This is a genomic window from Enterococcus sp. DIV2385 (assembly GCF_051711925.1).
GTDB lineage: Bacteria > Bacillota > Bacilli > Lactobacillales > Enterococcaceae > Enterococcus > Enterococcus faecalis.
Genome location: NZ_JBIONV010000001.1, coordinates 475,898 through 489,150, shown reverse-complemented (window position 1 = coordinate 489,150; position 13,253 = coordinate 475,898). Strand labels below are relative to the sequence as shown.

Sequence of the window (13,253 nt, the reverse complement as noted above, 5' to 3'; positions counted from 1 at the left end):
ATACGGTGAATAAAAAAGGGAAAGCGATTATTTTGCTTGTGTATTTACACACAATAAAAAAGTAGCTCGTTGTTGCGTAATAATTATTACGCAACAACGAGCTACTTTTTATACTACTCCTTTTCAGAAGTCGCGGCGAGTTGTTCTTGCAATTCACCTAAAAGTTCAATTTGAATATTTTGGATTTTTACCAAATTTTCTAGTTGATTATTGATAATATAATCCATTTTCTCATGTAATAAATTAATTTCTACTTCTGCTTTTAAGTTAATTTTATAATCATTATTCGCTTGTTCTCTATCACGGGCTTCTTGTCTGTTTTGACTCATCATAATAATCGGTGCTTGGATAGCTGCTAAACAAGATAAGGCGAGATTTAGCAAAATATAAGGATATTTGTCAAATGGTTGTCCCAATAAAGTGGTAGAGTTAATCACGATCCAAGCAATCAACACGAAACAAAAGAAGCCAATAAACACCCAGCTACCGCCAAATTTAGCAATGGTATCCGCTGCTCGTTGGCCAAAGGTTAATTTCTTTTCCATCTTTTCATTCATATTATTGGAAATCAGCTTATCTTCTTTGATATGTTGAACCACCAATTCATTCAGTTGTTGGATTTTTTCAGAATCATTTGCGACCAATTGTTTCATGTAATCCAAACGATAATTAAGTAACTCCGCCAATGTAATCATCGATTCAGCTGTCAATTGTGGATTGTTTTGGAGAATAAAAGCTTGCGTTTCCTGTTCTATATCTTGAAGATAAATGTTTTTTTTCGTTGATTCACCAATAACAACTTGTTTATTTTTTGATTGCTTCATCTTCGTCACTCCCTTTGATCGTTCTTCCCTTTATTTTAATATAAAGTCTCTCAGAAGAAACCTAAAAAGGCTTTGGAGTGATCGTTGTTGCTTCTGCTTTAAAATTTAACAGGTAAATTGGTTACATCATGGAACAACGAACCAATTAATTCTTTGTATTTCGCTGGATTCACACAATTAGTTAGCAATATGACCCCGGTTTTCATATCTTTTGAAAATAAAACCAGGGCTTGTTGACCCGCTTCAACGCCGTGTAAGCGTAAATAATTATCATGAACATAGATGCCGCCATGATAAGAACTTTGCTGAGAAGACGTCCATAATTTTTGCAAAAGTGCGGTGGAAACTAAGTGTCCACTCATTAATTGATGTAAGTACCAATACAAATCACCTGTCGTCATATCCACATTCCCAGTCCCAAATTCATGGGCAAAACTAGCTGCGGGAATTGAGAGCACTTGATTATACGAATTGTCTTCTGTCCATTTATAACTTGTTGAATTATTGGGTTGTTCCAATAAGGTTTCATAGAAGCCAAAATTCTTTAAACCAGCCGTTTTGTGATAAAGATTATTAAATAATTCTTGATAGGTACGTTGATACATTTTCTCTAACATTCCTGCTAAAAGGACAAAATTTACTGGGGAATAATTGTATTTTCCTTTATTGACTTGAATGGTATTTTGTTTAACAAATTGAATAATTTCTTCATCGGTAACGATATTATTAGGCATTGCTGATAACTTTAAACCGCTTGTCATATTCAACATATCGCTAATCGTAATATCCTCAGCACCTTGAATTTGCGGATAAAACGTAGCGAGTTTTGTATCTAATGTAAGTTTACCTTCTTCAATCGCTTTTAAGATCAAGGTTGTGGTAAAAGATTTTTGAATTGAGCCAATCTGAAACCTTGTGTTTGGCGTATTGGCTTGTTGCTTTTCAAAATTGGCAAAGCCATATCCTTTATTTACTAAAACCTGATCATCTTTAATGATCAAAGCCGAACCAATATAATTTGTTTCTTGAATTTTTTGATCAAGTTCGCCACTATCTGGTGCAACTATTTCTTTCGTTAAATTCGCATAATTATCACTTCGGCGATCTTCTTCCAAGACCACTTTCGATTCTTGACTCACTTGTGAATCTCTAGTGAAAAAGAACGTTTTTATTAAATAACCACTACCACCAATCACCACCAACAAACACACTATAAAAAGCCAATTCACTCCTCCATGTCTTTTCTTTGCATGTCGTTTACGCATACCGCTTACCTCCGCCTATTCTATTAACAGCATTATCATACGCTATATTTTCATGAAAATTACAGATTTTAGTAAAATTTATAAAACTTTCAACTTTTATAAAAAACAGCTTGGCACCAGAATCAATCTAGATTCTGGTGCCAAGCTGTTTTTTATTTACTTTCTTGCCCCATCACAGCAAAGTAATTATCATCGTTATCTGCAAAATTAAAAACTAAGCCTGTTGGCAATTGAACCATTTCACCAACAGTAACGCCAGCCTCTTGCATTTTTTTATAGAGACCAATGATATCATCGCTAGCAAACATTAAAGAAGGGGTATTCCCCGCCACTTCTGGTGAATGTTTTTGAATAAAGGCCAAATCATATAAAACAATAATCGCTTCTGCTGATTCACTTGGTGCAATTTCTACCACCAATGTGCCGTCAACTTCCTCTCTTTCCTTTTCAACAAAGCCAAACGTTTGCCAAAATTGACTAGATTCCTCAACATTATTCACATATAACATAATCTTTACTTGGTTTGAAAACATTCCTTCACGTCCTTTTGAATTTAGTTAACAACTTATTATATACGTTCTTTTAAATAATTACTGCACTTTCGCTTAAAATTCAAAAAAAGTGTTTGAGCAAGACATTGCTCAAACACTTTTCGTTTTATTGATTTAGATATTTGCATCTAAGACAACGTCGCGATCATTTAAGACATCACGATCTAATTCATGAATACGAGCACTTGTTAACACGCCTGCAACCATACTATCGTTAACGTTAACAGCTGTCCGCGCCATGTCAATAAGTGGTTCAACTGAAATTACTAAACCAACAATTGCAACTGGCAAGTTCATTGCGCCTAAAACGATTAGAGAAGCAAAAGTTGCTCCGCCGCCGACACCGGCTACGCCAAATGAACTGATTGTGACAACTGCTACTAACATTAAAATAAATTGTAAACTAAAGACATCAATTCCAACAGTTGGTGCAACGATGGTTGCTAACATAGCTGGATAAACGCCGGCACAACCATTTTGTCCAATAGATAAACCGAAACTACCAGCAAAGTTTGCTGTGGCATCATCGACACCTAATGCTTTGGTTTGTGTTTCAATATTTAATGGTAAAGCTCCTGCACTTGAACGAGAAGTAAAAGCAAAGCTCAAGACTGGAAAAACTTTTTTTAGATACGTAACTGGATTGACTTTTAAAGTAATTAAAATCAGCATGTGAATGGCAAAAACAATGATTAAGGCCACATATGATGCCAACACAAATTTACCTAAGTTAATAATCGCAACAAAATCACTTGTTGCTACAACATTAATCATTAACGCTAACACGCCATAAGGGGTCAAGCGTAAAACTAAGGTAACAATTCGCATGGTAATTTTATATAAACTATCAATTAAATTTGCAAAAAATTCAGCTTCTTTTGGCGCTTTACGACGAACGCCTAAATAAGCGACACCAACAAACGCAGCAAAGATTACCACCCCAATGGTACTCATTGGTCGTGTTCCCGCAAAGTCAGCAAAGACATTTTTAGGAATAAATGAAACGATTTGTTGTGGAATCGTCAAATCTTGAATCGCATCTTGACGCGTCGCTAACTCGGCAATTCTTGACGTTTCTGCAGCACCTTGCGTGAATTTTGCCCCTTGAAGGCCAAACGCTAAGGTTGTTCCAATCCCCACCAAGGCAGCTACTGCTGTTGTTCCTAGTAAGGTGGCTAACACATTAAAGCTAATTTTTCCTAATTTATTGGATTCTTTCATTTTTGTAAATGCACCTACAATAGATACAAATACTAACGGAATTACGAGCATTTGTAGAAACGCTACATAACCATTACCTACAATCCCGATCCATTCCATTGATTGCGTAGTAATTTTACTGTCTGTACCAAAAGCAAATTGAATAATTGCACCTAAAACAATCCCCACGCCCAATGCTGAAAAGACACGTGTTGAGAATTTTAAATGTTTCTTTTGCATTTGGTAGAAACCGAATAACACAGCAATAAATGCAAGGATCACTAATACAGTGATGAATGTTGTCATTTTAGTTCCTCCCTATGTTTTTAATGACAAGTACATCAAAGGAAGTAAAGGTTCCCGGTACTCACTCTCCAGTAAATACCCTGAAAACAGCAAACTGTTTCCAGTGATAGTTCTATTGTACCTTATTTTATAGCAAATAGTGGGATAATTTGCTTACTTTTTGATAGAAAATAACCGTTGTGATAGTTTAAAACTATCACCAAGCGTTGTTTTACTAGTCACTGTAAAAATAATTTGTTTTTTGTCCTCTTTCTTTTAAGCTGACGTGGTATACTTAGTTCTAGGAGGTGTAAGCGTATGCAAAAAATTTGTTGGATCCTTTCTGTCAACCGTGATGGAGCGACGTTATTCGTGGGAAGCCCTGCAAATGCGGGTCCTTGGCTCTTTTCAAATAAAGAGCAGCAAAACATCAAAGCCTTTTTTCAACCAACCTATGAAATTGACTTTATCAGTTATGATGTTCTTTCAGAGGAAGTACCAGAAGCTGAGTTCATTTTGTACAATGAAATGCTCGCTCCCTATCTTCCCGAAAAAATCACCAAAGTTGGTCAGCCGATTGCTTATGTGGATATCGCTACAAAAAATTATGAACAGTTTAAAAAAGCTTTGGTTGCTAAATCTTCACAAGAATAAAAACAGCGTTTATAACGGAATCCGTTATAAACGCTGTTTTTAAAGTTTAAGCTTCTTCTGATTGTTGAAAATTCAATTGAACACCTGGACGATCCAGAGCAATTTCAGTTACTTCATAAGATAAACGTTCGACGATGCTAAATAAAGGACGCACAAGTTCATCGACTTCTTCTTGCGAAATATCTTCTTGTTTTTCAATTTTACGATCAATAATGTGATTAATTTGACTAATCGCCCCTGATAAAACAAATTCGTCAAAGACAATTCGAAATTCTAAGCGAGCAACAAGTGCTGAGCTGTTTTCTGGATAATTTTCTTCTTCTACTTCAATTGGTGAAAAACTGACACGTAAATCTGTCTCTACTTCTGAATCAGGTACTCGCATATCATAGTGATACGCTTCAACAATTTCTTGTTGGCGTTTAATTTCCATTGTTTTTTCTCTCCTTTTTTAACAAGATATTCCCCTTTTAGAATATCCAATGGTTTCTTTTCTCAAGTATACCACAAGTCCGAAAGTTGCCTAGACCAAAAAACACAGAAGGTCAGACTTTTTTGATAAATTGATTTTGGCATTTTGAACAAGTGACTTTGATTGTTCCTCGTCCTTTCGGCGCACGTAATGACTGCTGACATTTTGGACATTTAAAATAACGATACTCTTTCTGAGTCAGGTGTCGCTTGCGAAAAGCATGAACCTTTTGCATTAGGCGTTGTTTTCGAAGAATAAACCGTTGATTTTCATTCAATCGCGGGTGAATATGTTTTGAAAAAAAGCGATAATACACGTAGGCGACTGTGATTAAAATCAATAACCGAACCCAAAGATAGCCAGTAAAAATATTGATGAGCGCCAGCACGACACTTGTTAGCAACAGCGTTCGATTCAATTCATCGAACCGGGCATAACGTCCTTGTAAAAATCGTTGCGCTTTTTTGCGCCAACGTAGAATGCGTTCAAATCAAATTTGGCTCATTTATCTTCCTTCTTTCGAGCATTATTTTTTGAATAAATGATTGATTTACAGAAACTTTCAATCAAAATTTACACTTACTAAGTCCAAATTTTGAACAACTGTTGGTTATTTTCGATGGTATACTTCTAGAGAAGTCAGGTCAACCGATGAATGACTTCGTTGATAATAGCTACCGCTATTTTATACAAACTTAAACTGTCGATGGATAGATTATCCGATTTTAACTTAGGGGAAGGTTAAAATCCGATTCTATAATTTAGCACTACACTCCTTTATTTAGTAGCAACTTTAGCCTATCTATCCACATTTTAAGTCAAAAAGAAGCAAGTCCGGACTTGCTTCTTTTTATTTATCTTTCTAATTCTTCAATTTTCTTCTCAATTAACGCCAAGACATATTGACACGCTTCAGGATCTTCGACAAAATCATATTTATCGCCATCAATTTGAATTTTAGGACTTTCATCATAGTCTTCATACCATTGATCATAACGCTCGTTCAACATTTGATAGTAATCATACAACGTTGGATCTGTCTCAATTTGTTCATAAGGACGGCCACGTTTTTTGATGCGTTCTAACATTTTGGGAAATGAAATACGAATATGAACTAACAAATCAGGTCTTTTTTTATGCGCAGCATAAGGCAATTCTTGGAGCATGTTTTGTAATAAGTCATCGTACACTTTGACCTCTGTTTCGTTTGCACGACCTAAATCTGCATTTAAATGAAAAAGTAATGAATCTTCATAAATCGAGCGATCCAATACATTATTTTCATGTGTTAATGCTTGTTTAATACTATCAAAACGTTTATTTAAAAAATAAATTTGTAATAAAAATGCGTACTTTTCCGGTTCCGCATAAAATAAAGGTAATACCTCATTATCATCAACTGATTCGTAAAAGGCTTCTGAACCTAAACGGTTTGCAATTAAAGCTGTTAAACTAGATTTACCAGCGCCAATCGTACCTGCTAAAACAATCACTGCCATCGAACTCCCTACCTATTTTTTTCCATTTTATTTTTTATCTTCAACCAATTAAACATACCAAAAATTGAGTTAAAAGTATACATACAATACATAACAAATATCGCATAATCACCACCAGCGTGCGTCCCAGCTCGGAACCATAACAAAATTGAAAAAATATTTCCTAGTAACCAAAACACGAATTGCGATTGATAACGTTTAATCATCAATAACATCCCTGTCGCTGAAACACTGAACGTGATTGCATCTAATGTTTGTTGCGCATCATTTACAAAACCTAACAAAATATATGCAGCTACGCCAATGAGCAGCCACGTGAAAAAGGCATACAACCACTGAATACCTTTTAAAACTTTTACTTCGGTTACTTGACCCGAGCCATCCTCGCTAGCCCGAAGCCAAGCATAAAGCCCTGTAATGTCCATAATAATATAGAAGCTTTGTAAAAGAACTTCCGCATATACCCGTGTCACTAACCCAAAATAGCCAATAATCACTGCACTGATTAACCCAAAAATGTAATTGCTGACTTTTCCTTGGGCAATTAAATTCACACAAATGATGCCGGCTAAACCACCTACTAACGTAATCCAATTCGATGGATTGATAGCAAATGCAATCAACTGTACCCCCACCATCAAAGCTAAAAACAAGTAACTTCTCGTTTCCCAACCTTTAAAATCATTCACCAAAAAATTCTTATTCACAACAAATTTCCGACCTTCCTAAAACCAAACTTTTATCTGTTGACGTCTCAATAAGAGTACTCCGTTTTAAAAAACAAGTCAATCAGATTTCGGAATAAAAAGAAGATTTTAATACTATATATTGATTCGAAAAATATCGAAACACTACATATAGTTATTACGCAAGCTTTCTGATATCCTTTATTGCCACAATATTTTCTTCATCTTGTTTTAATCTTCTATGTATTCATGGATTTGTTTCCATCTAATAATTCCTGCAGCAGAACCCTTTACGACGGTAGCGCTCCAAATTAATGTTGTGAAAGCGGAAGCAACCACACATATTCATGCTTCAAACACAGCCATCGTTCACTCTTTTTATTGATATGCTTAAAAATTGACGGCCTTATTTCTCGAATCTGGCCACTTATTAACTTATTACATGAAAACATTCGCCTAAAAAAGCAAAAAAAAAACGACTAACCTAAATAATCGACCTACAAACAATTCCTTTCATTTGTAGGTCGATTATCTTTATTAGGTTTGATACGGATGTTTCGCCATTCCTAGTTTCCCTTTACTGATCATCTCTATTTATTTTTTTACTGTTTGCCAACAGCTCGTTGTCTGAAAGTACTATCCGTCCTTTTGTACTTTGTTCAAAGCTGTAAGCTTGCTCAAATAACGTTTGCTCTTTATTGGCAGTTTGTGTAAAAGTCAGCCCATAAGGTTGTCCTTCACTGTTTTTCGCCAAAGGAACAGTCAATTCAGGATATCCTGCCACGGCACTTAAACCCGTACCTTCAGAATCAATAAAGGCATATCCGTCTAATTGTTGTTTTTTTAGCAACGCATCAAACGTTTGCTGTGCTTTTTTAATGGTTGTTTGAATGATTTCTTTATCTGGTTGTTTCTTTTTAACATCTGCTTCTAATAAATCTTGCCCATACTTGGCACGAACCTTTTTATCTTGTTGATTATACGCAATTAGTTCCTCCAGTGTTTTAAATGGTAAATCATAACGTTTCGCAAATTCTTCCAATGCAAACTTAAATTCATTGGAAATAACTTTCCCGCCATCAATCCCTTCCATGTCTGGTGTTACCGGAATCACTTCTGCTCCAGCTTTTTGGAGGGCCTTTTTAGCAGCCGTAAATTCTTCTTCAGCACTTGGCATTTCTAGCAACCCAATGCGTTGACCTTGTAAGTTATTTTTAGTAAATTTCGTTGAATCAATGCTCGGAACCGTGTCTTTCTTAAACGCATTATAGCCTTGCGCAGCATCAACGACACTTCGGGCAATCGGGCCAACTGTATCTAATGACGGTGCCAATGGCAAAACACCTTCGCCACTTACTGAACTGTGGGTCGGTTTAAAACCAACCACTGATTGATGAGAAGCGGGGGAAACAATCGATCCCATCGTCTCAGTGCCTAAAGAGAAGGCGCCGATATTCATCGTCACACTAGCCCCACTCCCAGAACTTGAACCTGAAGGTGTTATTTTGAGCGGCCCATAAGGATTAAGTGTTTGTCCATGCTTGGAACTATAGCCACTTGGTGCTTTCATTGACATATAATTCGCTAGTTCAGATAAGTTTACTTTTCCTAAAATCAAAGCTTGCGCCTCTGTTAACTTCTTAACTACTTCCGCATCTTCCTTAGGCTTGAACGTGCGTAAGGCATAAGCTCCTGCACTCGAAATCATGTTGGTCGTATTTATATTTTCTTTCAAAGTCACAGGAATACCATACAAAGGCTTCTTCGGTGTTTGAGAGGCTTGCTGGTCAAATGCCTTGGCTTCCTTAATTGCTTGCGGATTGATTTCAGAGATGCTGTTCATGCCATTATCTATTTGATCGAACTGTAAAATACGGTCCAAATAAAACGCCGTAAGTTCTTCATAGGTCAATGCTCCGTCGGCAATCGCTTGCTGTAATTCAGTGATATTTTTTTCAATAATCAACGGTGCTTTGGTCCGAGCTTTTTGTACATCTGTTTCTTTTAATTGGTCTTCAATCGTTTTAACGATTCTCTCTTGATTGTACATTGCTGGGGTTTCTGCCTCAGGAGTGAACTTTTTGAGTATAAACCAATAAGCTGCAGCGCCTATTATGACTAACAAAACAGCAATTATTCCGATTACTTTTAAAAATTTAGACATTTTTATCCTCCTATACCATTTAAAGATTATCTTACTATGTTTATTTTTGCATGACAACTAACAGTTTTGTTCGTTAAAAAGACAAAATAAAGAGTAGGACATCCGTCAAAACGACCGATGTCCTACTCTCTAACGATTAAGTTAGTCCGCTAAATGCGTTTGTTTTAGTCTTTTGTGAAAGTTAAATACTGAGAATTTATTGTGTAATTCGTGTACCACTTTCTCCTTTGATTGCTTCCGAAGCTAATTCTAAAAGCCCGATAATCGCCTGGCGGTTTGGTTTACTTTCTGCAAAACTGATGGCCGCTTCTACCTTAGGTAACATACTACCTGGCGCAAATTGATTTTCTTCTATATATTGTTGCATTGCCGTAACCGTAACATCGGTCAAAGCTTGTTGATTTGCTTGACCAAAGTTAACAAAAACATGTTCCACTGCAGTTAATACCACAAAAACATCTGCTTCAATGAGTTCAGCCATTTTTGCTGCCGCAAAGTCTTTATCAATGACTGCATCTACACCATGATAGACTGGACCATCATAGGCAATAGGAACCCCGCCACCACCACAAGCAATTACGATCTGTCCTGCATCAACAAGTGTTCGCAAGCTAACTTTTTCGTAAATATCAACTGGTTTTGGTGAAGGAACTACCCGTCGCCAGCCTCGACCCGCATCTTCTTGATAGACGTTCCCAGTTTCCGCCATCAACTGTTTGGCTGTTTCTTCGTCATAATAACCACCAATTGGTTTTGTTGGTTTTGTAAACGCTGGGTCTTTTGGATCCACCACGACTTGTGTAATTAACGTAACAACTGGTTGTTCCCCTAAATTTCTGGCTACTAGTTCTTCATCAATTGCTTGTTGTAAATGATAGCCAATATAGCCTTGGCTCATTGCTGTGCATTCAGGAAACGGCACGACATCTTCTGGAGATTGACTCGTTTCCTCAAAAGCTAAGCGAATTTTGCCAACTTGTGGCCCGTTGCCATGAGCAATCACCACTTGATGGCCTTGTTCAATTAAATCAACAATGGATTTTGCCGCGGTTTGTGCTTTTGCCAATTGTTCTTTCGAAGAATTTCCTAACGCATTTCCACCTAATGCAATCACTATTTTTGACATCTGTTTCCCTCCTAGCGCTTTGGTTCTTGTTGTGTGATACAGTGTATATTGCCGCCCCCATAAACAACTTCTACCGTATTAACGCCGACAATTTTTTTATCTGGGAACATCGTTTGAACTTGCTCTAAAGCCAAACAATCATTTTCATCACCATACTGTGGCACAATCACGCCATCATTTGTAATTAAAAAGTTCATATAGGATGCGATACAAATATCGCCGTCTTCTCGTGGCATGGTTCCTTCCACGAAATCAATTTTGAAGGAGCCTTGAATGGTTACATTTTTGACAGGACAGCATAATTTGTGGACTTTTAATTGGCGTCCTTTAGCATCAGTCATTTTAAGCAAACGTTGATACGCATCTTGTGCCGCTTCATAAAATGGGCTATTTTGATCTTCGGTGTAAATACAAGCCACTTCACCAGGTGCAATAAAACAAGCTACATCATCCACGTGACCATTGGTTTCTTCTGGGTCAATTCCATCACCTAGCCAAAGAACTTTTTCAACATTTAAATAGTCGCATAATTTTTGTTCGATTGCTTCTTTTGAAAGTTGTGGATTTCGACCTTCACTTAATAAGCACATTTCTGTAGTCAAGACTGTTCCTTGTCCATCTACGTGGAATGAACCGCCTTCTAAAACAAAATCATCTGTACGATAAGAATCTACATGCTCAATTTCACAAATTTTTTGTGCAACCAAATCGTCTTGGTCCCAAGGGAAATATAAACCATCTACTAATCCCCCCCAAGCATTGAATGTCCAATCCACACCACGGATTTCTCCATGGTCGTTAATGACAAATGATGGTCCACAATCACGAACCCAGGCATCATTGTTTGACATTTCGTAAACCGTAATTTCTGGCGGCAATTGGCGACGGCAATTTTGAAATTGTTGTTGAGAAACCACCACATTCATCGGTGTAAATTGACTAATTGCTTTGGCCACATTAGTAAAAGCTTCTTGGACAGGTTTACCACCATCACGCCAATTATCCGGTCTTTCTGGCCAAATCATCCAAACTTTCTCTTGTGGTTCAAATTCTCCTGGCATTCTAAAGCCATCTTGTTTAGGGGTACTTCCTACAATTCGTTTAGCCATTTTCTTTCGTTCCCTTCTTAATTTTTTTCACGTAAATAATTACTTCACCAAACAGAATAAAAATGATTGCCCCAATTGTGATTGGTAATTTTTCATTTAATGCTGCGGGACTAAAATCTAAAGGCACTGCTGTGAAAATCAGTGAAATAATAATCATAATCATTGGCAAAACCACTAAAACTTTTAAAAATCCTGGTTTTCCGTTAACTTTAAACGGACGTGGTGTATCGGGATCAATTTTTCTAAGCTTATAAAAAGCTGGGAAAACTGGGATATACGATAACAAGAATAGGACGACATTCAAGGAGAAAAAGGCCCAGAATAAATCTTGATTAGGTAAAATTGGTGCTAATACAATGACCACCGATGCCACAATGCCATTCATCAAAGCAGCCCCAATTGGCATGTCATTTTTCTTACTACGTTTTTCAAAAAAATTAGGCATGTCACCATTTTCAGCAGCATAACAAGCTGTATTATTGACTCCTAATGACCAAGAAATCATGTTGCCGAACAGCGTAAGAAGGAATAGGAAAGCCATCAACATAATGAACCAACCTTCTGTCGAACCTGTCAACAGTTTAAAGCTATCCATCATACCACTGCCGGTACTAATTTGATCGGTGGGAATCGCTACCCCAATTCCAAAGGCTGAAAAAATATAAATGGCCGCAATGACTAACCCCGCTGCTACAATAGCTTGTGGAATTTGCTTCTTAGGATTTTCCATATCATCTGCAAACGTACAGATGACTTCAAACCCTAACAAATTAAAAATGATTACAGAAATAAAAGATAAACTCCTTAAGTCAAACGTTGGCAGCATTGATTTCAAGGTAAATTCATTGGCCACACCTTTCGTCAAGGCTACATACAATCCTAGCCCACCAATTAAGACTGCTAAAACCATCTTGATTACGGCAGCTCCATTTAGAATCCAGATACTGTCGCTGACTGGATAAAAACTAATCCAAACCACAATCCAAGTAAAAATTAATTCAACAATAATCATCATCGGTGTTGAAAACTTAATACCTGTAATTGTCGTTAATAGTTCTGGCGTCATAACGGCTAATGAAGCTAGCCACAATGGATAATTAATCCAATAATACCAAGAAACTCTGGCACCCCAACGATGACCATATGCTTTGGTCACCCAATCATAGATGCCCCCTTCACCAATATAAGTTGTTCCTAATTCTGATGAAATTAACCCATATGGCAATAGGAATGCAATTAATAAGAAAATCCACCAAAAAAACTGAGAATTACCAATTGCAGCAACAGGCGCCGCTGCTTCAGCAACGAAAACCACACAGATGACTGATAAAATGGCACTCGTTAAACTAAATTTCTTTTTCCCCTCCATGAAGACTCTTCCTCTCTTTATAAACTGTCCACTGATTCATTTTTTCAAT

General features: G+C 36.9%; 13 protein-coding genes. 1 reads left to right on the top strand and 12 read right to left on the bottom strand.

All coding sequences use genetic code 11. The features are described from left to right. Window positions 1–113: 113 nt before the first annotated feature. The 4 genes from IGM04_RS02430 to IGM04_RS02415 form a co-directional block, all read right to left on the bottom strand. Window positions 114–824 carry a DUF1003 domain-containing protein gene (locus tag IGM04_RS02430; RefSeq protein WP_002355601.1) on the bottom strand — a complete coding sequence of 237 codons (711 nt, stop codon included), beginning with the start codon at window positions 822–824 and terminating at the stop codon, window positions 114–116. Between the two features lie 98 nt (window positions 825–922). Further along, window positions 923–2,089: a serine hydrolase domain-containing protein gene (locus IGM04_RS02425; protein ID WP_002384946.1), complete on the bottom strand. Its 1,167-nt coding sequence runs from the start codon at window positions 2,087–2,089 to the stop codon at window positions 923–925. Window positions 2,090–2,241: 152 nt separating this feature from the next. Continuing rightward, window positions 2,242–2,622: a VOC family protein gene (locus tag IGM04_RS02420; RefSeq protein ID WP_002358720.1), complete on the bottom strand. Its 381-nt coding sequence runs from the start codon at window positions 2,620–2,622 to the stop codon at window positions 2,242–2,244. A gap of 132 nt (window positions 2,623–2,754) precedes the next feature. Then, entirely contained in the window at window positions 2,755–4,146 is a 1,392-nt protein-coding gene (locus IGM04_RS02415; protein WP_002355598.1) for an L-cystine transporter, read from the bottom strand. 297 nt (window positions 4,147–4,443) lie between these two features. Here IGM04_RS02415 and IGM04_RS02410 point away from each other — a divergent pair, with 297 nt between their 5' ends. Further along, complete coding sequence (locus IGM04_RS02410; protein WP_086317660.1) at window positions 4,444–4,779, top strand: hypothetical protein; 336 nt, start codon at window positions 4,444–4,446, stop codon at window positions 4,777–4,779. Between the two features lie 46 nt (window positions 4,780–4,825). Here the strand turns inward: IGM04_RS02410 and IGM04_RS02405 are convergent, their stop codons facing one another. The 8 genes from IGM04_RS02405 to IGM04_RS02370 form a co-directional block, all read right to left on the bottom strand. Further along, a complete protein-coding gene (locus tag IGM04_RS02405; RefSeq protein ID WP_002358717.1) occupies window positions 4,826–5,212 on the bottom strand; it encodes a DUF1149 family protein in 387 nt (128 codons plus the stop codon). A 112-nt stretch (window positions 5,213–5,324) separates the two neighbouring features. Then, a complete protein-coding gene (locus IGM04_RS02400) occupies window positions 5,325–5,732 on the bottom strand; it encodes a hypothetical protein (protein ID WP_256924899.1) in 408 nt (135 codons plus the stop codon). 373 nt (window positions 5,733–6,105) lie between these two features. Next, window positions 6,106–6,750: a deoxynucleoside kinase gene (locus IGM04_RS02395; RefSeq protein ID WP_002355594.1), complete on the bottom strand. Its 645-nt coding sequence runs from the start codon at window positions 6,748–6,750 to the stop codon at window positions 6,106–6,108. 8 nt (window positions 6,751–6,758) lie between these two features. Further along, window positions 6,759–7,457: a nicotinamide riboside transporter PnuC gene (gene pnuC, locus IGM04_RS02390; RefSeq protein WP_002355593.1), complete on the bottom strand. Its 699-nt coding sequence runs from the start codon at window positions 7,455–7,457 to the stop codon at window positions 6,759–6,761. 556 nt (window positions 7,458–8,013) lie between these two features. Beyond that, window positions 8,014–9,600, bottom strand: a complete 1,587-nt coding sequence (locus IGM04_RS02385) for an amidase family protein (protein WP_086317659.1) — start codon at window positions 9,598–9,600, stop codon at window positions 8,014–8,016. Between the two features lie 196 nt (window positions 9,601–9,796). Then, on the bottom strand, window positions 9,797–10,726 hold the full coding sequence (arcC, locus tag IGM04_RS02380) for a carbamate kinase (RefSeq protein WP_002355590.1): 930 nt from the start codon (window positions 10,724–10,726) through the stop codon (window positions 9,797–9,799). An 11-nt stretch (window positions 10,727–10,737) separates the two neighbouring features. Further along, the gene (aguA, locus tag IGM04_RS02375) at window positions 10,738–11,835 is read right to left on the bottom strand and encodes an agmatine deiminase (RefSeq protein ID WP_002361262.1); all 1,098 of its coding nucleotides are present in this window, start codon (window positions 11,833–11,835) and stop codon (window positions 10,738–10,740) included. After that, window positions 11,828–13,204, bottom strand: a complete 1,377-nt coding sequence (locus tag IGM04_RS02370) for an APC family permease (RefSeq protein ID WP_086317658.1) — start codon at window positions 13,202–13,204, stop codon at window positions 11,828–11,830. The genes aguA and IGM04_RS02370 overlap by 8 nt, the downstream gene beginning before the upstream one ends. Window positions 13,205–13,253 lie beyond the last annotated feature (49 nt).